Annotated in this window: 22 protein-coding genes; 10 read left to right on the forward strand and 12 right to left on the reverse strand. The window is 66.1% G+C overall.

Going from position 1 to position 18,218, the window contains the following annotated elements; translation table 11 throughout:
- Positions 1–20 precede the first annotated feature (20 nt).
- Both KY389_RS06110 and purF read left to right on the forward strand, forming a co-directional pair.
- Positions 21–620, forward strand: coding sequence for a CvpA family protein (locus KY389_RS06110; RefSeq protein ID WP_219829965.1), 600 nt, complete (start codon positions 21–23; stop codon positions 618–620).
- A gap of 124 nt (positions 621–744) precedes the next feature.
- Positions 745–2,235, forward strand: coding sequence for an amidophosphoribosyltransferase (gene purF / locus KY389_RS06115; protein ID WP_219829966.1), 1,491 nt, complete (start codon positions 745–747; stop codon positions 2,233–2,235).
- A gap of 68 nt (positions 2,236–2,303) precedes the next feature.
- Here the strand turns inward: purF and KY389_RS06120 are convergent, their stop codons facing one another.
- Genes KY389_RS06120 through KY389_RS06135 form a run of 4 tightly spaced genes read right to left on the reverse strand, consistent with a single transcriptional unit; the run spans position 2,304 to position 4,539 of the window.
- Positions 2,304–2,738 (reverse strand): NUDIX domain-containing protein, encoded by a 435-nt coding sequence (locus KY389_RS06120; protein ID WP_219829967.1) that lies wholly within the window; start codon positions 2,736–2,738, stop codon positions 2,304–2,306.
- Positions 2,735–3,769, reverse strand: coding sequence for a 5-(carboxyamino)imidazole ribonucleotide synthase (locus KY389_RS06125; protein ID WP_219829968.1), 1,035 nt, complete (start codon positions 3,767–3,769; stop codon positions 2,735–2,737). The genes KY389_RS06120 and KY389_RS06125 overlap by 4 nt, the downstream gene beginning before the upstream one ends.
- On the reverse strand, positions 3,762–4,262 hold the full coding sequence (gene purE / locus KY389_RS06130) for a 5-(carboxyamino)imidazole ribonucleotide mutase (RefSeq protein WP_219829969.1): 501 nt from the start codon (positions 4,260–4,262) through the stop codon (positions 3,762–3,764). Before purE ends, KY389_RS06125 begins: the two co-directional genes overlap by 8 nt.
- Before the next feature lie 58 nt (positions 4,263–4,320).
- Positions 4,321–4,539: a YdcH family protein gene (locus tag KY389_RS06135; protein ID WP_219829970.1), complete on the reverse strand. Its 219-nt coding sequence runs from the start codon at positions 4,537–4,539 to the stop codon at positions 4,321–4,323.
- A gap of 191 nt (positions 4,540–4,730) precedes the next feature.
- Between KY389_RS06135 and KY389_RS06140 the strand changes: the two genes are divergently transcribed.
- Positions 4,731–5,141, forward strand: coding sequence for an Hsp20 family protein (locus KY389_RS06140; protein ID WP_219829971.1), 411 nt, complete (start codon positions 4,731–4,733; stop codon positions 5,139–5,141).
- 10 nt (positions 5,142–5,151) lie between these two features.
- The gene (locus KY389_RS06145) at positions 5,152–5,379 is read left to right on the forward strand and encodes a DUF1150 family protein (protein WP_219829972.1); all 228 of its coding nucleotides are present in this window, start codon (positions 5,152–5,154) and stop codon (positions 5,377–5,379) included.
- On the opposite strand, the gene KY389_RS06150 is transcribed toward KY389_RS06145, so the two are convergent.
- Together KY389_RS06150 and KY389_RS06155 are read right to left on the reverse strand one after the other, a co-directional pair.
- Positions 5,376–6,191: a TolB family protein gene (locus tag KY389_RS06150; protein WP_219829973.1), complete on the reverse strand. Its 816-nt coding sequence runs from the start codon at positions 6,189–6,191 to the stop codon at positions 5,376–5,378. The two genes, KY389_RS06145 and KY389_RS06150, sit on opposite strands and share 4 nt — an antisense overlap.
- Before the next feature lie 63 nt (positions 6,192–6,254).
- Positions 6,255–7,964 carry a bifunctional sulfate adenylyltransferase/adenylylsulfate kinase gene (locus KY389_RS06155; protein WP_219829974.1) on the reverse strand — a complete coding sequence of 570 codons (1,710 nt, stop codon included), beginning with the start codon at positions 7,962–7,964 and terminating at the stop codon, positions 6,255–6,257.
- Between the two features lie 210 nt (positions 7,965–8,174).
- Here KY389_RS06155 and KY389_RS06160 point away from each other — a divergent pair, with 210 nt between their 5' ends.
- The gene (locus KY389_RS06160; RefSeq protein ID WP_219829975.1) at positions 8,175–8,762 is read left to right on the forward strand and encodes a hypothetical protein; all 588 of its coding nucleotides are present in this window, start codon (positions 8,175–8,177) and stop codon (positions 8,760–8,762) included.
- A gap of 7 nt (positions 8,763–8,769) precedes the next feature.
- Here KY389_RS06160 and KY389_RS06165 read toward each other — a convergent pair whose 3' ends face one another.
- Complete coding sequence (locus KY389_RS06165) at positions 8,770–9,408, reverse strand: 2OG-Fe(II) oxygenase (protein ID WP_219829976.1); 639 nt, start codon at positions 9,406–9,408, stop codon at positions 8,770–8,772.
- Positions 9,409–9,472: 64 nt separating this feature from the next.
- Complete coding sequence (gene trxB / locus KY389_RS06170; protein WP_219829977.1) at positions 9,473–10,453, reverse strand: thioredoxin-disulfide reductase; 981 nt, start codon at positions 10,451–10,453, stop codon at positions 9,473–9,475.
- 159 nt (positions 10,454–10,612) lie between these two features.
- Here trxB and KY389_RS06175 point away from each other — a divergent pair, with 159 nt between their 5' ends.
- Positions 10,613–11,113 (forward strand): Lrp/AsnC family transcriptional regulator, encoded by a 501-nt coding sequence (locus KY389_RS06175; RefSeq protein WP_219829978.1) that lies wholly within the window; start codon positions 10,613–10,615, stop codon positions 11,111–11,113.
- 199 nt (positions 11,114–11,312) lie between these two features.
- On the opposite strand, the gene pgeF is transcribed toward KY389_RS06175, so the two are convergent.
- The 3 genes from pgeF to lgt are packed head-to-tail and all read right to left on the reverse strand — an operon-like array spanning position 11,313 to position 14,010.
- Entirely contained in the window at positions 11,313–12,077 is a 765-nt protein-coding gene (gene pgeF, locus KY389_RS06180; RefSeq protein ID WP_219829979.1) for a peptidoglycan editing factor PgeF, read from the reverse strand.
- Complete coding sequence (locus KY389_RS06185; RefSeq protein WP_219829980.1) at positions 12,077–13,123, reverse strand: class I SAM-dependent methyltransferase; 1,047 nt, start codon at positions 13,121–13,123, stop codon at positions 12,077–12,079. Before KY389_RS06185 ends, pgeF begins: the two co-directional genes overlap by 1 nt.
- Positions 13,120–14,010 (reverse strand): prolipoprotein diacylglyceryl transferase, encoded by an 891-nt coding sequence (lgt, locus tag KY389_RS06190; protein WP_219829981.1) that lies wholly within the window; start codon positions 14,008–14,010, stop codon positions 13,120–13,122. Before lgt ends, KY389_RS06185 begins: the two co-directional genes overlap by 4 nt.
- Positions 14,011–14,148: 138 nt before the next feature.
- Between lgt and KY389_RS06195 the strand changes: the two genes are divergently transcribed.
- Positions 14,149–14,409: an accessory factor UbiK family protein gene (locus KY389_RS06195; protein ID WP_219829982.1), complete on the forward strand. Its 261-nt coding sequence runs from the start codon at positions 14,149–14,151 to the stop codon at positions 14,407–14,409.
- Here KY389_RS06195 and KY389_RS06200 read toward each other — a convergent pair.
- Positions 14,397–14,723, reverse strand: a complete 327-nt coding sequence (locus tag KY389_RS06200; protein ID WP_219829983.1) for a DUF6476 family protein — start codon at positions 14,721–14,723, stop codon at positions 14,397–14,399. The two genes, KY389_RS06195 and KY389_RS06200, sit on opposite strands and share 13 nt — an antisense overlap.
- Between KY389_RS06200 and KY389_RS06205 the strand changes: the two genes are divergently transcribed.
- The 3 genes from KY389_RS06205 (at position 14,722) to KY389_RS06215 (ending at position 17,909) form a co-directional block, all read left to right on the forward strand.
- Positions 14,722–15,762 carry an RluA family pseudouridine synthase gene (locus KY389_RS06205; protein ID WP_219829984.1) on the forward strand — a complete coding sequence of 347 codons (1,041 nt, stop codon included), beginning with the start codon at positions 14,722–14,724 and terminating at the stop codon, positions 15,760–15,762. The genes KY389_RS06200 and KY389_RS06205 overlap by 2 nt on opposite strands.
- Positions 15,763–15,881: 119 nt before the next feature.
- A complete protein-coding gene (gene rpoH / locus KY389_RS06210) occupies positions 15,882–16,793 on the forward strand; it encodes an RNA polymerase sigma factor RpoH (RefSeq protein ID WP_219829985.1) in 912 nt (303 codons plus the stop codon).
- A gap of 90 nt (positions 16,794–16,883) precedes the next feature.
- Positions 16,884–17,909, forward strand: coding sequence for a hypothetical protein (locus KY389_RS06215; protein WP_219829986.1), 1,026 nt, complete (start codon positions 16,884–16,886; stop codon positions 17,907–17,909).
- Positions 17,910–18,218 lie beyond the last annotated feature (309 nt).

Raw genomic sequence — 18,218 nt, forward strand, 5'->3', positions numbered from 1 at the left:
ACCGGCGCAGGGGCAGGTTTATGGACGGTTTCACGATCATTGACGCGGTGGTGGCAGGCGTCATCATCCTCTCGGCGATCCTCGCCTGGTCGCGCGGCTTCGTGCGCGAATCGCTGGCGATTCTGGGATGGATTGCGGCTGCGGTGCTGGCCTTCATCTTCGCGCCGACCATGCGCCCCTTGATCGCACAACTGCCTGTGGTCGATCGCTTCATGTCCGACAGTTGCGAATTGGCCACGATCGCGGCCTTTGCCGTGGTATTCGCCCTGGCACTGGTGATCTTTTCGATCATCACGCCGCTGTTTTCTTCGGTCGTGCAGCGTTCGGCCCTTGGCGGGGTCGATCAGGGCATCGGTTTTCTGTTCGGGGTCGCGCGCGGCATCCTTCTGGTCGCCATCGCCTTCATCGTCTATGATCGCGTGATGGTTACGCAGCAGGTTGCCGTGGTCGAACAATCGCGCTCGGCCCAGGTGTTCGAGCGGATGCGGCGGTCGATGGATGACAGCATCCCCGAGGACGCGCCGGGCTGGATCGTGAACCGCTATGAACAGATGGTGCGCGACTGCACCGCGCCCGCTGTCTCTGTCGCGCCCACGGCCACGCCGCCCGCCGCCGACTGAGCCATAGGCCAAAGCGACAGCATTGTGACGAAAAAGCGCCCTCGCCGCCCTGCGGGGGCGTGACTTGCGGCGCCAATCGGACTAAAGCTCCGGCGACAGCTAGCAGCCATCGAGGCCCAAGCCGATGCAACCTTTCCTGGCCCATCCCTTCGATTCGGACCGCCTGCACGAGGAATGCGGCATCTTCGGCGCGATCGGCGTGGCGGATGCGGCAAATTTCGTCGCGCTCGGCCTGCATGCGCTTCAGCATCGCGGGCAAGAGGCCGGGGGCATCGTCGCCCACGATCCCGAACACGGGTTCAACAGCGCCCACCGCTTCGGCTATGTGCGCGACAATTTCACCAAGCCCGACCTGATGGCGACCCTGCCCGGATCGCTGGCGATCGGTCATGTGCGCTATTCGACCGCCGGGTCCAAGGCCAATACTGCAATCCGCGACGTGCAGCCCTTTTTCGGCGAATTTCACATGGGCGGCTGCGCCATCGCCCATAACGGCAACATCACCAACGCCGCCGCGCTCCGCCGCGAGCTGATCGAGCGCGGCTCGATCTTCCAGTCCAGCAGCGACAGCGAATGCATCATCCACCTGATGGCGCGGTCCATCCAGCGCAACATCCCCGAGCGGATGAAGGACGCGCTGCGCCGGATCGAGGGCGCGTTCTCGGTCATCGCCATGACCCGCACCAAGCTGATCGGCGTGCGCGACCCCCTGGGCGTGCGCCCGCTGGTCCTGGGCCGCGTGGGCGAGGACGGCTATGTCCTGGCCTCCGAGACCTGCGCGTTGGACATCATCGGGGCCGAGTTCATCCGCGAGATCGAGCCGGGCGAGATGGTCGTGATCTCGAAGGGCCAGATCGAGACCTCGCGTCCGTTCGGGCCGTCCACGGGGCGGTTCTGCATCTTCGAGCATGTCTATTTCTCGCGCCCCGATTCGATCATCGGCGGGCGGTCAGTCTATGAGACGCGCCGCCAGATCGGCGTGGAACTGGCCCGCGAGGCCCCGGTCGAGGCGGATCTGGTCTGTCCCGTTCCCGACAGCGGCACACCCGCCGCCATCGGCTATGCGCAGGAATCGGGCATTCCCTATGGCATGGGGATCATCCGCAACCAGTATATGGGCCGCACCTTCATCGAGCCGACCGATCAGATCCGCAACATGGGCGTGAGGCTGAAGCTGAACGTGAACCGGGCGCTGATCGCGGGCAAGCGCGTGGTGCTGGTCGATGACAGCGTGGTGCGTGGCACCACGAGCCGCAAGATCAAGGACATGATCCTGGACGCGGGCGCCGCCGAGGTGCATTTCCGCATCGCCTCGCCGCCGACCGCATGGCCATGCTTTTACGGCGTGGACACGCCCGACCGCGAGAAGTTGCTGGCCGCGAACATGTCCCCCGAGGAGATGCGCGACTGGATCGGGGTGGACAGCCTGTCCTTCGTCTCGCTGGACGGGCTATACCGCGCCGTAGGCGAGGCCGGGGGCCGCAATGCGAAATGCCCGCAATATTGCGATGCCTGCTTTTCGGGCGATTATCCGGTCGCGCCCTTCGACCAGATGGAGCGCGGGTTCCGCATGAAGCCCGGGTCCGAGACCGCCGGGAAGATGGCGGCCGAGTGAATGCGCCCCGCGAGGGGCGGGGGCGCTTCGCCCCCGCCCCTCCGAGGATATTTGCAGCAAGGCAAAGATCAGGGGATGATGCGTTCCAGCGCGTCATAAGCGGCCGGCCCGTGGCGCCAGATCGTCCGGCACAGGCTGTCGGGCTTGTGGCGCAGCGCGGCCAGTTCGTCGCGCGTGACCCAACGGGCGCGGTTCACGACGCCTTCGGGATCCGTGAGAGTAAGCACGGCCGAGCCGGTCAGCGTGGCGCGGAAATGGATCTCGACCTGATGGAAGCCGCGTTCGGGATCGTGGAATTCGTTGATCAGGAAAGGCTGGCCCACCGCAATGGTCAGGCCGGTTTCCTCGGCCACTTCGCGGGCCAGGTTCTCGGGCAGCGAGGCATGGGGATCGACCCCGCCCCCCGGCAGGCACCAGAGGTCCGATGCCTGGCCGGGATAGGCGTTCACCACCAGAACCCGCCCCGCATCAAGGATCGCGGCGCGAACCGCAAGCCGGATCATCCGGTGATCCGGTTCACATGACCCATCTTGCGGCCCGGCCGGGCCTGGGCCTTGCCATAGAGATGGATCTGGGTGCTGGGCTGCGCCAGCAGCGCGGGAACGCGGGCGATGTCATCGCCGATCAGATTCTCCATCACCACATCGGCATGGCGCCTGCCATCGCCCAGGGGCAGGCCCGCGACCGCGCGGATATGCTGTTCAAACTGATCGACCGCGCAGCCCGCCTGCGTCCAGTGGCCGGAATTGTGCACGCGGGGCGCGATCTCGTTCACGATCAGGCCGCCCGGCGTCACGAAAAGCTCGACCCCCATCACGCCGACATGATCCAGCGCATTGGCAATCCGCGCCGCGATCAGGACAGCATCCGTGGTCAGCCGCGCCGGCAGGCCGCAGGGGATCGTTGTCCTGCGCAGGATGCCGCCCTCATGGACGTTCAGCCCCGGATCATAGGCCGCGGTCTGGCCATCGGCGCCACGCGCGATGATGACGCTGATCTCGGCCGAGAAATCGACGAAGCCTTCCAGAACCGAAGGCGCGCCGGTCCATTCGGCGGGACCGTCCCCGATGCGGACCTGTCCCTTGCCATCATAGCCCATCCGCCGCGTCTTGAGGATCGAGGGCCGACCGATCCGAGCGATGGCCTCGTCCAGTGCACCCTGATCGGGCACGTCGGCAAAGGGGGCGGTCGCCAGGCCGATCTCGTTCAGGAAGGTCTTTTCGGTCAGCCGGTCCTGCGACACGGCCAATGACCGCCTGCCCGGCCGGATCGGGCGCAGCGATTCCAGCAGGTCCAGCGCGCTGGTCGGCACGTTCTCGAATTCGTAGGTGATCACGTCCACGCTTTCGGCGAAGGCGCGCAGCGCGGTCTCGTCCTCATAAGGGGCCGTGGTCAGGCGCCAGGCCACGTCGCCCGCAGGCGCGGCGCCGGGTTCGTAGATATGGCAGCGCAGGCCAAGGCGGCTGGCCGCCGCCGACAGCATCCGGCCCAGCTGGCCGCCGCCCAGAATGCCGATCGTGCGGATCTCACTCATCAGCGGGCATCTCGGGGATCGAGGCCGACAGGGCCGCGCGCCAGGCGTCCAGACGTTCGGCCAGGCCGGGATCGTTCAGCGCCAGGATGCCCGCCGCCATCAGTCCGGCATTCGCCGCGCCCGCGGCCCCGATGGCCATGGTCGCGACCGGATAGCCCTTGGGCATCTGCACGATGGAATAAAGCGAATCGACCCCGGACAGGGCCTTGGTCTGGACCGGCACGCCGACGACCGGGATGCGCGTCTTCGAGGCCATCATGCCCGGCAGATGGGCCGCGCCCCCTGCCCCGGCGATGATCACCTTGAGCCCGCGCGACGCCGCCGCACGCCCGTAATCCCACAGCCGGTCAGGGGTGCGATGCGCGCTGACGATGCGCGCTTCGTAGGGGATGCCCAGCTCGTCCAGCACCTGCGCGGCCTCGCGCATGGTGGGCCAGTCGGACTGGCTTCCCATGATGATCCCGACCTCGGCCTGTCTTGCGATATCCGCCATGCTTGCGCCCCTCTGCCGCCTTGCGACCCCGCATAGCGCGACGGCGGGCCGGTCGCAATCAGGCGATGATATCGGGCGTGATCTCGTCCTCGAGCCGGGCGATCCGGTCCTTCAGCGCCAGTTTCTGCTTTTTCAACCTTTGCAGCGCCAGCGACGATGTCAGCTGCTGCTCCTGCAAGGCGGCGATCGCCTGATCGAGGTCACGATGCTCGCAGCGCAGCGCCTCGAGACGCGCGCGCAGGATGTCCTCATGGCTCATCGAATGCTGCATGTTCATCGGAAACGTCTCTGCAAGAGAAAGCCTCTGGCGTCAGTATAGCGCGACATTGCGCCGCTGTTAACGGAAACCGACGATCTCACGCCTCCGGCGCAGATCTTGCAAATCGCTGACAGGACTTCCATATCCTGGACATGAGGCCGCCGCTCCGGGGCCTCGGGATGCACAGTCGCTTTGACGAGAGGGCTGAGATGCCGAAGATGTCGCTGGGGTCGCACCCCTATCTGCTGGGTTTCGACCAGCTCGAACGCATGGTCGAGCGTGCCGCCAAGGGCGCCGACGGCTACCCGCCCTACAATATCGAGCATATCGCCCCGGACGGATTCCGCATCACCTTGGCCGTCGCGGGCTTTTCCGAAACCGAACTGAGCGTCACCACCGAGGATCGTCAACTGGTCATCCGTGGCCGCAATGCCGAGTCCGACGACAAGCGCGTCTATCTGCATCGCGGCATCGCCGCCCGCGCCTTTCAGCGCAGCTTCGTGCTGGCCGAGGGGGTCGAGGTGACGGGCGCCTCGATGGAAAACGGCCTTCTGCATGTCGAGCTTCGACGCATCCGACCGGAACACGTAGTTCAGACCATTCCGATCAGCCGCAAGTAAGGGGATCACGATGGACAACAAGATCGCATTCACCGCCAACCGTCTTGCCAACACGGTCTATATCCGCAAGATCGCGACCGAGACCCTGCCCCAGGAAATCCGCCGGCAATTGCCCGGCGTGGACGCCATGTATGCCGTCCATGACACCGACGGCGAAAGGCTGGCCTTGGTGCAGCAGCGCAGCCTTGCCTTCATGCTGGCGCGGCAGAACGAATTGACGCCGGTCAGTGTCCATTAGGGCTTTGGCGCATAGCGCATGAAGGCAAAGGCCCGACCATCGGGCGCCCAGCAGGGCACGTTGATGCTGCCCTGCCCGCCGAACAGGCTGACGACACGGCGCCGGTTTCCTCCGTCCGGCGCCATCAGCCACAGTGCCACATCCAGATCCCGGGGATGGCCCTCGGTGCCAGGCGGATAGGCCAGGTAAAGCACATGCCCTCCGCAGGGGGATGGATGGGGAAACCAGTTCACGTGATCGTCGCGAAAGACCGGTGTCGCCTTGGTGCCATCGCTTTGCATCCGCCAGATCTGGGCATGGCCGGTCTCGTCGGAATTGAACCAGATGAAGCCGCCACAGGCCGAAAAATCCGGACCGTCGTGATGCGCCGTGCCCGGCGTCAACACGGTTTCCCGCCCGGTCTCGAAGTCCAGCATGGCGATGCGCACCACCCGGTCGCCGCCCCGCACGCAGGCATAGGTCAGCCGCGAACCGTGCGCGCCATGCCACCAGCTGGGGCGCGGCAGGTCCAGCGGCGTGGTGCGGCCATCCTGCAACAGATGGATTCCCGCGCCGCTGCCGTCATGGGCCGAAAACACGATCCGGCCATCTGGCAGAACACCGTGATCGTTGTTGCAGCGCTCGTCCAGATCCATCGGGATCGGCTTCAGCCCGGACCTGTCCGCACGCCACAACCGCCCCTCGCCATTGACCAGGAACCACCCGTCCGGGTGCCAGTTCGGCGCCTCGATCAGCCGCGGCGTGCGCAGGATCACCTGGCAGGTGCCGGATGCCAGATCATAAACCTCAAGCGATGACCGCCACTCCGCCATGCCCATCTTCCAGTGCGGAAAGGCCCCGCCGAGGCGGGGCCGTGTGTCATGCCCGGGTCCGGATCACGCCGGACCGATCAGACCCATGCTCTCGAGCTTCAGCAAGACCTGGTGCGCGGCGCCGTCCACGTCGATATGGCTGGTGTCGATGCGCAGTTCGGGATTGGCCGGTTCCTCGTAAGGGTCAGAAATACCTGTGAATTCCTTGATCTTACCCTCGCGCGCCAGCTTGTAGAGCCCCTTGCGGTCACGGCGTTCGCATTCCTCGAGGGGCGTGGCCACATGGACCTCGACAAAGGCGCCGCCGGCCTCGACCATCTCGCGCACCGCGCGCCGGGTCGCCGCATAGGGCGCGATGGGCGCGCAGATTGCGATGCCGCCATTCTTGGTAATCTCGGAGGCGACATAGCCGATCCGCTTGATGTTGATGTCGCGGTGCTCTTTCGAGAAGCCCAGCTCGCTTGACAGGTGCTTGCGGACCACGTCGCCGTCCAGCAGCGTGACCGGGCGGCCGCCCATCTCTATCAGCTTGACCATCAGCGCGTTGGCGACGGTGGACTTGCCCGAACCCGACAGGCCGGTGAAGAACACCGTGAAGCCCTGCTTGGCACGCGGAGGCGAGGTGCGGCGCAACTGCGCCACGACTTCGGGGAAGCTGAACCATTCGGGGATCTCCAGCCCCTCGCGAAGGCGGCGGCGCAGTTCGGTGCCGCTGATATCCAGCACGGTGCAGCCTTCGGGAACCTCGTTGGCCGGATAATATTGCGCTTTTTCCTGCACATAGACCATGTGCTTGAAATCGACCATCTCGACGCCGATCTCGTCCTGATGCTGCTTGAACAGCTCCTGCGCATCATAGGGGCCGTAGAAATCGACGCCCGCGCTGTTCTTGCCCGGCCCGGCATGGTCGCGGCCGACAATGAAATGCGTGGCGCCGTGATTCTTGCGGATCAGGCCGTGCCAGACCGCCTCGCGCGGGCCCGCCATGCGCATCGCCAGGTTCAGAAGCGACAGCGTTGTGGTCGCGGCCGGATACTTGTCCAGCACCGCCTCGTAGCAGCGCACGCGGGTGAAGTGATCCACGTCGCCGGGCTTCGTCATGCCGACGACCGGGTGGATCATCAGGTTGGCCTGGGCCTCGCGGGCGGCGCGGAAGGTCAGTTCCTGATGCGCGCGGTGCAGCGGGTTGCGGGTCTGAAAGACCACGACGCGCTGCCAGTTCAGCTTCTTGAACATCGCGCGCAGCTCGTTCGGCGTGTTGCGGCGCGCCCGGAAATCGTAATGCGTCGGCGCCTGCAGGCCCTTGATCGGGCCGCCCAGATAGACCGGACCCGCGACATTGTGCAGGTAGTTCACGGCCGGATGGGCCAGATCGTCGGCGCCAAAGACCTTCTCGGCCTCGCGCGCCTTGTTGGGCACCCATTTGTCGGTGACGGACATGATGGCCAGGATCACGCCTTCCTGGTCGCGCAGGGCAATGTCCGTGCCTGGCTCGACCCCTTCGGCGAATGTTTCGCTGACATCCAGAGTGATCGGAATCGGCCACAACGCGCCCGAGGCCAAGCGCATGTTCTCGACAACGTTGTCGTAATCGGCCTCGGTCAGAAAGCCCTTCAGCGGGTTGAAACCGCCATTCATCAGCAGCTCGAGATCGCAGATCTGGCGCGGGGTCAGATCCCAGCTGGGCATCGCGCCCGCCTCGTCCTTCAGCGCGCGGGCGGCATCGGCCGAGACGAAAAGCTCGGGGATCGGCAAGTGGTTCGGATTGGTCATCTCTTCGACTCGGATATTGCCACGGAACACAGGGTGTGCGCGCCACCACGGGCAGCCGCGCTTCGGCACCGCTCTAGCGCGGCCACAAGCGATATTCAACCTTGGGAAAACGCCTCGAGCCGTCCTGTTACCGCAAAGCGTCATGGCGGTGCAGGAACTTAGCCCGGTCTGGGCCGTTAATGAGCAACCCACCAAAAAAGGAGGCATGTCATGACCCGTGACGCCCAACCCCACGACCCCGCCAGCCCCGCCGAACTGCGCGCCTTGTCGCGTGACGAACAGGAACTGGCCGACATGGCGCGCAACCCGGTTCTGGCCGGGCTCAGCGACCGAGAGCTTGGCGACCTGATCTCGCGCCTGCGCGAACGGCGCAACCGCGCCCGCGATATCGGCGACCGCCAGGGGCGCGAGGCCCGCGGCAAGCAGGCCCCTGCCGGCGCAACCATCGCCAGCAGCAATCACGGCACGATCAGCAAGCATGATTTCCTGTCCGAGGCGCTGGATCGTGCGATGCACGAACGCGAACGCCGCGGCGGGGAACATGGCGATCCGGTCACCGAGGGTGCCCATGGCCAGGAGAATCAGGCCGAACTGACCCGCAAGGCGCAAGCCATGGCGAATGAGGGACGCCGCGACAGCCATATGAAGGAAACAGGCGCCCCCCTTCATCCGAACGACCCCGATGCCAGCAACGGCAAGGCGGACCTTGAAGCCACCGCCCGCAAAACGGCGCCGTCGGGCGCTCTGGACCACGCGGGCGAGCTACCCTCTCGTGAGCGGTCGCGCACGCGCTACTGAGGTGGCCCTATCGCAGACCGGCCACTTCTGCGGCCTGGTTCCGCCGCCGAAGTTCGGCGGCGGCCTCGTCATAGAGAAACGGCAGGAACGCATAACGCCGCCCGCGCGTGACGGGATCAACCTGATGCAGCAGGCTGCATGAAAAGACGATGCCCGCACCCGGCGGTGCCGTGAAACGATCGTCGGAAAATTCCGGAAAGCGTAGCGCGCCCCCCTCAAAATCGCCATTCAGATTGATCGACAGCGCAAAGCGCCGATGCGCGGTGCCCGGTGTCGTGTTGTCGCGGTGGGCGCGGAAATGCCCACCCTCGGCCGCGTCGTAGCAGGCGACCAGATAACGCTCCATCCGCGTGACGGGGAAATGATGGCAGGCGCGGATCGCCGGCACCACGCGCGCGACGATGCGCGACTGGATCGTGGCGATCATCGCCGGATCGCTTACCACATGGTCGCGCCGCACCTTGTGGGCCGGATCGTGGCGCCCCACCGTGCGCCCGTCCTCGACCACCATGAAGCCCGACATCTCGCCCCCCGCCGCGTCATAGGCGGCGATCAGCGCAGCGCAGAGTGCGGGCTCGAAAAGATCGGGCAAGATCAGGACCGGAGCCCTGACCCCTAGACGATGGATTGTTGAAGCATTGGTCATGCCTCATCCTAGGCGCCTGAACGCTCGAATCCCAAGCGCCAAACGCGGACGAGTTTAATGATCCTCAGATCGCGGCGACCACAGCCTGGGGCGCGGGCTCGACTTCGCCCAGGGCGGCCAGGTAGTGCTCGGCATCCAGCGCGGCCATGCAGCCCATCCCGGCGCTGGTCACGGCCTGACGATAGACATGGTCGGTCAGATCGCCCGCCGCAAAGACACCGGGGATCGAGGTGCGGGTGCTGCCCGGCTCGACCTTCACATAGCCGCCATTGTGCAGTTCCAGTTGGTCCTTGACCAACTCACTGGCCGGAGCGTGACCGATCGCCACGAAGACCCCGTCGGCGGCCAGCATCCGCGTGCTGCCATCCAGCGTCGAGCGCAAGACCACACCACTCACACCCTTCGGCGCCTCGACACCCGTCACTTCGGTCAATTCGTGGTTCCAGATCACCTCGACCTTGGGGTGCTTTAACAAACGCGCCTGCAGGATTTTCTCGGCGCGCAGGCTGTCACGGCGGTGGACCAGCGTCACCTTGCTGGCGAACCTGGTCAGGAACAATGCCTCTTCGACGGCGGTGTTGCCGCCCCCGATCACCACGACCTGCCGGTCGCGATAGAAGAAGCCGTCGCAGGTCGCGCAGGCGCTGACGCCGAAGCCCTTGAATTTCTCCTCGGACGGCAGGCCCAGCCAGCGCGCCTGCGCGCCGGTGGCCAGAATGACCGCATCTGCCGTGACCACCCGCCCGCTGTCGCATTCCGCAACAAAGGGGCGCCGGCCCAGATCCAGCTTCGTGACCATGTCGGTCACGATATCGGCACCCATTGCGCGGGCATGGGCCTCCATCTTCGCCATCAGTTCGGGGCCCTGAATCTCGACCTCGCCGGGCCAGTTCTCGACCTCGGTGGTGATCGTCAACTGTCCGCCGGGCTGCATCCCCTGGATCAGCATGGGGTTCAGCATGGCCCGCGCGGCATAGACCGCCGCCGTGTATCCCGCAGGCCCCGACCCCACGATCAGAAGTTTGACATGCACAGCGTCACTCATCTTGCGCCCCGTTTGCCATTTGTGCATCAGGTAGCCCCTCACGGACCGAACTTCAACGGACTGCCTGCCCGCGAAAGAATATTGCGCGTTAGCGGCGGCTCATTGTAGCATTCGGCCAGGCCCGGAACGAACAGAACAAGCAGAACGAAAGAGCCCGGAATGGCTGGCGCCCGCCTTGACGACATCGACCGCAAGATCCTGGCCGAATTGCAGGCCGATGGCCGCATGACCAATGTGGAACTGGCGCGGCGGGTCGGTATCTCGGCCCCGCCCTGCCTGCGTCGCGTCCGCACGCTGGAGGAACAGGGCTATATCCGCGGCTATCACGCCCGCATCGACGCAAGCGCATTAGGGCTTGAGGTGCAGGTCTTCGCCATGGTGCGCCTGACCTCGCAATCGGAACGCGATCTGGCCGCCTTCGAATCGCGGGTGAAGGATTGGCCGATGGTGCGCGAATGCCACATGCTGAACGGCGAGATCGACTTTATCCTGAAATGCGTCTCGCCCGACCTGTCCAGCTTTCAGCGCTTCCTGACCGAGGCGCTGACCGCGGCGCCGAACGTGGCCAGCGTCAAGACCTCGCTGGTGATCCGCGCCGCCAAGAACGAACCCGCCATTCCCTTCGAGGTCGTGGAGGAACGCGCCCGCCAAACCGGCTGAGCCTGCAGCCTGCTGAGCCTGCAGCCTGCAACGACGCTTGCGCGTTGTGGCGCCCCGGTGCCTGGCCTTGGCTGGGCCGGGCGGCCATCTTCAAGCCGGTGCCGGCCTGTCTTTCCCCACTCGGCGCTCTTGCCGTCGCGCGGTCGCGCGGTCTTGCCGTCGCGCGGTGTCGTCACGTCCTGGACGCAGGCCAGCATGGTCACAGGGCAATGGCGCTGATCAGGCGGCCGTAATCGGCCTGCCCCTCATGTGTGGCGCGGCGATAGCTGAAGAAGCGGTCTGGATCGGCATAGGTGCAGTGACGCGTCCATTCGGCCTCGACCCCGGCTTCGCGCAGGCGCTTCAGGCCGAAGCCGGGCAGGTCGAAATGCGGGCTTCCCTTGGGGCCGCCGCTGAAGAAGCGTTCCGATTCAGGGTCTTCGGCCAGGAACTCGTCCATGAACGCATCGCCCACCTCGTAATTGCGCTGGCTGATCGTCGGGCCGATCACCGCACGGATCTGGCTGGCACCCAGGTTGCGCATCGCCGCGACCGTAGCCTCGATCACGCCCGCCAGCGCCCCGCGCCAACCCGCGTGGCAGGCCCCCACCACACCCGCGGCCGGATCGGCCAGCAGAATCGGCTGACAATCGGCAGTCAGCACCGCAATGGCCACGTCCCGCCGCGCTGTGACCAGAGCATCCGCCTTGATTTCCCTTATTCGTTCAAGATCGTCGCCTGGCGCAAGCGTCACCACATCGGTGGCATGAACCTGTTTCACCGTGGCCAGGCAGGCGGGCTGAACCCCCATCGCCACGGCTACGCGCGCGCGGTTGACCTGGACCATGTCGCTTTGATCGCTGGATCTGCGGCCGCAATTCAGCCCCGAGAACAGCCCCGACGAGGCGCCCCCCTTGCGTGTGAAGAACCCGTGGCGGATCGGCGATAGCAGCGGGTGGGTCAGGATTTCAAGCGTCGTCTGCATCAATGGATCAGCGCCTCGAAGCCGGGAACCGGAGGCGCCCCTTTCGGCCAGATTGCAAGGGTCTTGAACAGGTGACCCATTTCCTCTGGATGGGTCAAGCGCCGAAGCGCGACCATCGCCCCCGCGTCGCCCGCCTGCGCCAGACGGCGCGCCCGCGCCTCGGCGCCAAGCGCCAACAGCCAGTCGCCCTGCCGCCCCATCCGCGAGACGGCCGCCCCCGCCCGGACCGCGGCGGCGGCAAGAGGCGCGAAATCGACATGGGCGGTCAGGTCCGCCTCGCCCGGATGGGCCAGCGGATCGTCGGGCGCATGGCGGCGCAGGGCCTGGAACGTGTCGCCGCGCCCGTCCCAGCCGCCGTAATCGACCAGGATCGCAGCCCCCCCGTGACGCGCGATATGACGGGCAATGGCCTCGGTCGCGGCGACGGCGGCGGGGCAATCCTCGACGATCTCGCCGGGCTGGCCCTTGCGCGGCAGATCGACCACCGGCCCGAGGCCGATCGCCAGACGGCCCTCGGCATCCAGCCCGACCATGCGTTCGCGCCAGCCTTCCCCGGTCATCTGGAATTGCCGGATCGGCAGCGCGTCCAGAAACTCGTTCGCCAGCAGGAACAGAGGTTTGGGCGGCAAATCCTCGATCCGGTCGAGGTGCAGGACCGGCCCCAGCCGGTCCCGTTGAAGCTGCCGCAGATGGGGCGACGCCTCGATCAGCGCAATCTGCGCGGCCTCGGTCATGCCCGGGACCACGCGGATCGCGCGGCGCATATCCGCCATCAGCGTGCCCCGCCCCGGTCCCGGCTCGGCCAGCAGACAGGGCGCGGGACTGCCCTGATCCATCCAGGCCTGCCCCAGGGCAAGGCCGCAAAGCTCTCCGAAAAGCTGATGGATCTCGGGCGCGGTGGTGAAATCGCCCGCAGCACCAAAGGGATCGCGTGTGGCGTAATAGCCGTGACGGCTGTCCAGCAGGCAGGTCTGCATGTAGTCGGCCAGCGTGATCGGCCCCGTCGCACGGATGCGCGCCGCGATGATCCCGGCCAAGGCCGTCATGCGCCCGGATCACCCACAGGCGGGCGGCGCCGCGCCTGCCAGATCAGCGCCAGCCCGATCAGGACCATCGGCAGCGACAGGACTTGCCCCATCGTCAGCCCGATCACCGGCCCGCCGATCACATGGCCAAGCGGGTTGTCGGGCGTGATGAACTGCGCATCGGCCACGCGGAAGATCTCGACGAACATGCGCGCAAGGCCGTAGCCCGCCAGGAACACGCCGAAGGCCAGCCCCGGGCGGCGTAGCCCGCCCGCGCGGACCAGCAGCAGCAGGATCAGGCCCAGCAGCAGCCCCTCGAGGCCCGCCTCGTAAAGCTGGCTGGGGTGACGCGCGCAGGGACCGCTGATGCCGGGGCAATCCTGCGCGGCAGGACCGGGGAAGATCACGCCCCAGGGCAGGTCGGTCGGGCGACCCCACAATTCGGCATTGATGAAGTTCGCGATCCGGCCGAAGAAGATGCCAATGGGCGCCACGACCGCCATCGCATCGGCCAGGGGAAGAATCGGCACCCCGTTCCGCCGCGCCCACAGCCAGGATACGACGATCACCCCGGCAAAGCCGCCGTGAAAGCTCATCCCGCCCTGCCAGACCATCGGGATCTGCGCCGGATTGGCCAGGTAATGAGCCGGGTCGTAGAACAGCACGAAGCCCAGCCTGCCGCCGACGATGACGCCCAGGATGACCCAGGTCAGCAGGTCGTCCACCCGTTCGGGGGCGCAAGGCGGCCGGCCTCCCCAGATCGCCGGACGGCGCATCATCGCGACGATCAGCCGCCAGCCCAGGATCAGCCCGACGATATAGGCCAGCGCATACCAGCGCAGCGACAGCGACAGCCCGCCCACGTTCAGCGTGAAGATCTCGGGGGATATCTGCGGAAAGGGGATCATGGGGCCTCGGGCTGGATTCTGGTGCGCACGCTATCGGCCGGACGGGCGGTGTCAACCGCAAGCCATGCGCGAAAGCCGCATTGAACCGCGTCCTCGGCCGGACCATATAGAAGGCAAGTTCAGGATACGAGGTCAGCCATGACGACACAGAGCCGCTTTTTCGACGACATCTCCAAACTGATGACAAATGCCATGGGCGTGGCGCAAGGCGTTCGGTCCGAGGCCGAAACCGCCATGAAGGGCTGGATCGACCGCTGGCTGGCCGAACGCGATCTTGTCACAAGAGAGGAGTTCGAGGCCGTGCGCGAAATGGCGATCAAGGCCCGCACCGAGAATGCCGAACTGAAGGCCCGGATGGACGCGCTGGAAAAGTCTGCCAGCGCCGATCAGGGCGCCTGATCGGCCATGGCGCGGTCGCGCAGCGCCCCGGAGCGGTCGTAAAGCAGGATATCGCCCGCCTCGGTCACGACGACCAGCCAGTCGCGGGCAAAGGTGACGGCGGCCGGGCTTGCGCCCTCGGGCAATTGCACGCTGTCGGGCAGTTCAGGCGGGCCGGGCTGGGCCGGCTGGCCCAGACGCAGCCACAACAGCGCCACGACCGCGACCATCCCCAGCCCCATCACCAGCGCCAACCCCGTCACCAGCGTCTTGAGGAAGCGCAGTTCGGGAACCGCTTTCGCCTCGGCCTTCCAGTCGCTATCGTCGCGTCCCATGTCCATCCTTGTCGTCACGATCCCCGAGAACCCGCCCGAACGGCTTGATAAGGCGCTTGCGCTGGCTGTGCCAGAGGCAGCCGCCCTGTCGCGGTCGCGTCTGGCCCGCCTGATCATCGAGGGCGCCGTCACCGGCCCGTCTGGACCGGCCCGCGACGTCAAGGCGCGCGTGGCGGGCGGCGAGGAATACCGCATCGCCCTGACCGCCCCTGCCGAGGTCGAGACCCGACCCGAGGCGATCCCGCTGAGCATCGCGCATGAGGATGATGACCTGATCGTGATCGACAAGCCTGCGGGGATGGTCGTCCATCCGGCGCCGGGCAGCCCTTCGGGCACGCTGGTCAACGCGCTGCTGGCCCATTGCGGCGAATCGCTGTCGGGGATCGGCGGCGAAAGGCGGCCGGGCATTGTCCACCGGATCGACAAGGACACCTCCGGCCTGCTGGTCGTGGCCAAATCCGACCGCGCCCATCACGGCCTTGCCGCCCAGTTCGAGGCCCATAGCGTGCGCCGCCTGTATCTGGCGCTGGCCCATGGGGTCATCGACCCCGCCGATCCGCGGCTGCGCGGCATACGCGGTGTCAGCTTTGAACCCGGCCATGTCCTGCGGATCGCCACCCGTCTGGACCGCCATCCGACCGACCGGCAGAAACAGGCGGTCCATTTCGACAAGGGCCGCCATGCCGTGACGCGGGCACGCCTGCTGGAGGCATTCGGCACGCCCCCTTCGGCCATGCTGGTCGAATGTCGGCTTGAAACCGGGCGGACCCACCAGATCCGGGTGCATATGGCCCATGCCGGGCTGGGACTGATCGGCGATCCGGTCTATGGTGGCGCGCGCAAGGCCTCGCTCAAGGCGCTCGGGCCTGCGGCAGATGCAGCCTCGGCCTTCCCGCGTCAGGCGCTGCACGCGGCGCATCTGGGCTTTACCCATCCGGTCACCGGACAGGACATGGCCTTTGACAGCGCGCTGCCGCCAGACATGGCGGACCTGCTGGACGCCCTGCGCGGACAGCAGGTCCGCTTGACATCAACGTGAGCCGATTTGGGATTACAAATCGTTCCAGATCGCTCAATCTGGCCGCAAAGCGCCATGGCCGCCCGGGGAACCGAGGCGCGGCCGATGACGTTCTTCTGCATCCTTGAAAGGCCCTGATGATGGCAAGTTACAGCAACCTTCCGGCGCCCAGCCCAGAGCAGGGGCTGAACCGCTATCTGCAAGAGATCCGCAAGTTCCCCCTCCTTCAGCCCGAGGAGGAATACATGCTGGCCAAGGCCTGGGCCGATCATCAGGACAGCGAAGCTGCGCACCGCCTGGTGACAAGTCACCTGCGGCTGGCCGCCAAGATTGCGATGGGCTATCGCGGCTACGGGCTGCCCCAGGCCGAAGTGATTTCCGAGGCGAATGTCGGTCTGATGCAGGCGGTCAAGCGATTCGATCCGGACAAGGGCTTCCGGCTGGCCACTTATGCGATGTGGTGGATACGGGCCTCGATCCAGGAATACATCCTGCGGTCCTGGTCGCTGGTGAAGATGGGCACGACCAGCGCGCAGAAAAAACTGTTCTTCAATCTGCGCAAGGCAAAATCCCGCATCGGCGCGCTGGAGGATGGCGACTTGCGTCCCGAGAACGTGGCCCAGATCGCGCATGATCTGAATGTCACCGAACAGGACGTGATCGAGATGAACCGCCGCCTGTCGGCGGGCGATGCCTCGCTGAACGCGACGGTTGGATCAGGAGACGGCGAGTCGACCGCGCAATGGCAGGATTGGCTTGAGGATGAGGATGCCGACCAGGCCAGCGCCTATGCCGAATCCGAGGAATTGAATGCCCGACGCCAGATGCTGATTGCAGCAATGGATACGCTGAACGAGCGCGAGCGTGACATTCTGATGGAACGTCGCCTGCGCGACGAGCCGATGACGCTGGAGGATCTGTCCAGCCGCTACGGCGTCTCGCGCGAGCGGATCCGACAGATCGAGGTTCGCGCCTTCGAGAAACTTCAGGACCGGATGCGCAGCCTCGCCCGCGAAAAGGGCATGAGGATCGCCGAGGCCGACACGGTCTGACCTTTCAGGCATCCGGCCAGGCACGGGGGCGCGATTGACGCTCCCGGACCCTGCGCTATGGTCCGGGTAAGGCAGGGCAGATCCGGACCGATGACAGCGCTGAAACAGTTTCAACGGCTCGAAGCCCAAGGCGCGTGGCGAGAGACGCCCGACGCGCGCCTGCGCGAAGTCATCGTCTCGGTCGGCGAAGCAACGCTGACCCTCTCCGACCCGAAATCTGACCGTCCTTTGGCGCATTGGTCGCTTCCCGCCGTGGCTCGGCTCAATCCCGGCCAGATACCCGCGATCTATACCCCCTCGCGTGATATGCCCGACGAGATCGTCGAAATCGACGACCCGCTGATGATCGAGGCAATCGAGCGCGTGCAGGAAGCGATCGCAGCCCACCGCGCCCATCCCGGGCGGCTGCGCGGCGTGCTGTCGTTTCTGGCGGCGACGGTGATGATCGCGGGGACAGTGTTCTGGCTGCCCGACGCGCTGATCCGCCACGCCGCCAATATCGCCCCGCCCGCGCAGGCGCGCCAGATCGGTCTGGCCATCCTCGCCGATATGGAACGCAGCGGCGGGGCCGTCTGCACCCGAGCCTCGGGCCAGGCGGTGCTGGATTGGCTTGCGCCGCGCCTCGTCGGCTCCGAAGCGGTCATCAGGGTCATTCCCGGCCCTCTGAACGGCGCCAGGCGACTGCCTGGTGGGGTCTATGTGCTGGGGGGCGATCTGCTGCTGTCCTCGCCGGCGCCGGAAGGTCCGGCGGCTCATCTCGTCGCCGCCTCGCTGGCCGGCACCGAGACGCAGTTACGGATTGACGCACTGCGTCACGCAGGCCTCGGCGCGGTGCTTCGGCTCTGGACGCTCGGCGCTTTACCGCGCGAGGCAATGGATGGTTACGGAGAGATTCTTCTGGCTCAGCCCCTGCCACGCCCCGAGGCGCCTGCCCTGCTGTCGGCGCTTGCAGATCGCGGCCTGCCATCAGAACCCTACGCCCTCAGCATCGACCCCACCGGCGCCTCGGTCTTGCCCCTCATCGAGGGCGATCCGATGCGCCGTGGCGATGCGGCCCCTGCAGATCTTCTGACTGACCCGCAATGGATCGCTCTGCAACAGATCTGCGCAGGCTAGCCGTGATTTCACATGAGGTTGTTCACCCTTTCGAGGGGTGCTTGGCCGTTGAGTGCGGGATGTGGTCTTGATCGGTTGAACCAGTCAAGCCATCGCGGCATGTCTGCCTTCGGGCGTAAGGACGGGTGCGCGAGGCCGTAGGCCTGGCTTCGAGACGGTGCTCTTCGAGATGCCGTTCAGCCCCATCGCCTGCACCAGCGCGTCCATGCTGATGGACGGGTTTCCCGAGGAGTGGAAGTGCAGCAAGGCAAGTAGTCCAAAGGACGGGCGAACCATAGGTCTCTGACCGGAGATTGGCTGACGCGCTGA

It is taken from the genome of Paracoccus bogoriensis (assembly GCF_019431455.1).
In the GTDB taxonomy this organism is placed as follows: Bacteria; Pseudomonadota; Alphaproteobacteria; order Rhodobacterales; family Rhodobacteraceae; genus Paracoccus; species Paracoccus bogoriensis.

Excerpts from the sequence above, each read along its gene's own strand:
- KY389_RS06150 (WP_219829973.1), bottom strand. The coding sequence starts at position 6,191 with ATGGCGGAGTGGCGGTCATCGCTTGAGGTTTATGATCTGGCATCCGGC.
- KY389_RS06160 (WP_219829975.1), top strand. The coding sequence starts at position 8,175 with ATGACCCGTGACGCCCAACCCCACGACCCCGCCAGCCCCGCCGAACTG.
- KY389_RS06175 (WP_219829978.1), top strand. The coding sequence starts at position 10,613 with ATGGCTGGCGCCCGCCTTGACGACATCGACCGCAAGATCCTGGCCGAA.
- purE (WP_219829969.1), bottom strand. The coding sequence starts at position 4,262 with ATGGCGGATATCGCAAGACAGGCCGAGGTCGGGATCATCATGGGAAGC.
- KY389_RS06185 (WP_219829980.1), bottom strand. The coding sequence starts at position 13,123 with ATGACGGCCTTGGCCGGGATCATCGCGGCGCGCATCCGTGCGACGGGG.
- KY389_RS06205 (WP_219829984.1), top strand. The coding sequence starts at position 14,722 with ATGTCCATCCTTGTCGTCACGATCCCCGAGAACCCGCCCGAACGGCTT.
- KY389_RS06165 (WP_219829976.1), bottom strand. The coding sequence starts at position 9,408 with ATGACCAATGCTTCAACAATCCATCGTCTAGGGGTCAGGGCTCCGGTC.
- KY389_RS06195 (WP_219829982.1), top strand. The coding sequence starts at position 14,149 with ATGACGACACAGAGCCGCTTTTTCGACGACATCTCCAAACTGATGACA.
- KY389_RS06120 (WP_219829967.1), bottom strand. The coding sequence starts at position 2,738 with ATGATCCGGCTTGCGGTTCGCGCCGCGATCCTTGATGCGGGGCGGGTT.
- pgeF (WP_219829979.1), bottom strand. The coding sequence starts at position 12,077 with ATGCAGACGACGCTTGAAATCCTGACCCACCCGCTGCTATCGCCGATC.
- rpoH (WP_219829985.1), top strand. The coding sequence starts at position 15,882 with ATGGCAAGTTACAGCAACCTTCCGGCGCCCAGCCCAGAGCAGGGGCTG.
- KY389_RS06215 (WP_219829986.1), top strand. The coding sequence starts at position 16,884 with ATGACAGCGCTGAAACAGTTTCAACGGCTCGAAGCCCAAGGCGCGTGG.
- lgt (WP_219829981.1), bottom strand. The coding sequence starts at position 14,010 with ATGATCCCCTTTCCGCAGATATCCCCCGAGATCTTCACGCTGAACGTG.
- purF (WP_219829966.1), top strand. The coding sequence starts at position 745 with ATGCAACCTTTCCTGGCCCATCCCTTCGATTCGGACCGCCTGCACGAG.
- KY389_RS06200 (WP_219829983.1), bottom strand. The coding sequence starts at position 14,723 with ATGGGACGCGACGATAGCGACTGGAAGGCCGAGGCGAAAGCGGTTCCC.
- KY389_RS06155 (WP_219829974.1), bottom strand. The coding sequence starts at position 7,964 with ATGACCAATCCGAACCACTTGCCGATCCCCGAGCTTTTCGTCTCGGCC.
- KY389_RS06145 (WP_219829972.1), top strand. The coding sequence starts at position 5,152 with ATGGACAACAAGATCGCATTCACCGCCAACCGTCTTGCCAACACGGTC.
- KY389_RS06110 (WP_219829965.1), top strand. The coding sequence starts at position 21 with ATGGACGGTTTCACGATCATTGACGCGGTGGTGGCAGGCGTCATCATC.
- KY389_RS06140 (WP_219829971.1), top strand. The coding sequence starts at position 4,731 with ATGCCGAAGATGTCGCTGGGGTCGCACCCCTATCTGCTGGGTTTCGAC.
- KY389_RS06125 (WP_219829968.1), bottom strand. The coding sequence starts at position 3,769 with ATGAGTGAGATCCGCACGATCGGCATTCTGGGCGGCGGCCAGCTGGGC.
- trxB (WP_219829977.1), bottom strand. The coding sequence starts at position 10,453 with ATGAGTGACGCTGTGCATGTCAAACTTCTGATCGTGGGGTCGGGGCCT.
- KY389_RS06135 (WP_219829970.1), bottom strand. The coding sequence starts at position 4,539 with ATGAACATGCAGCATTCGATGAGCCATGAGGACATCCTGCGCGCGCGT.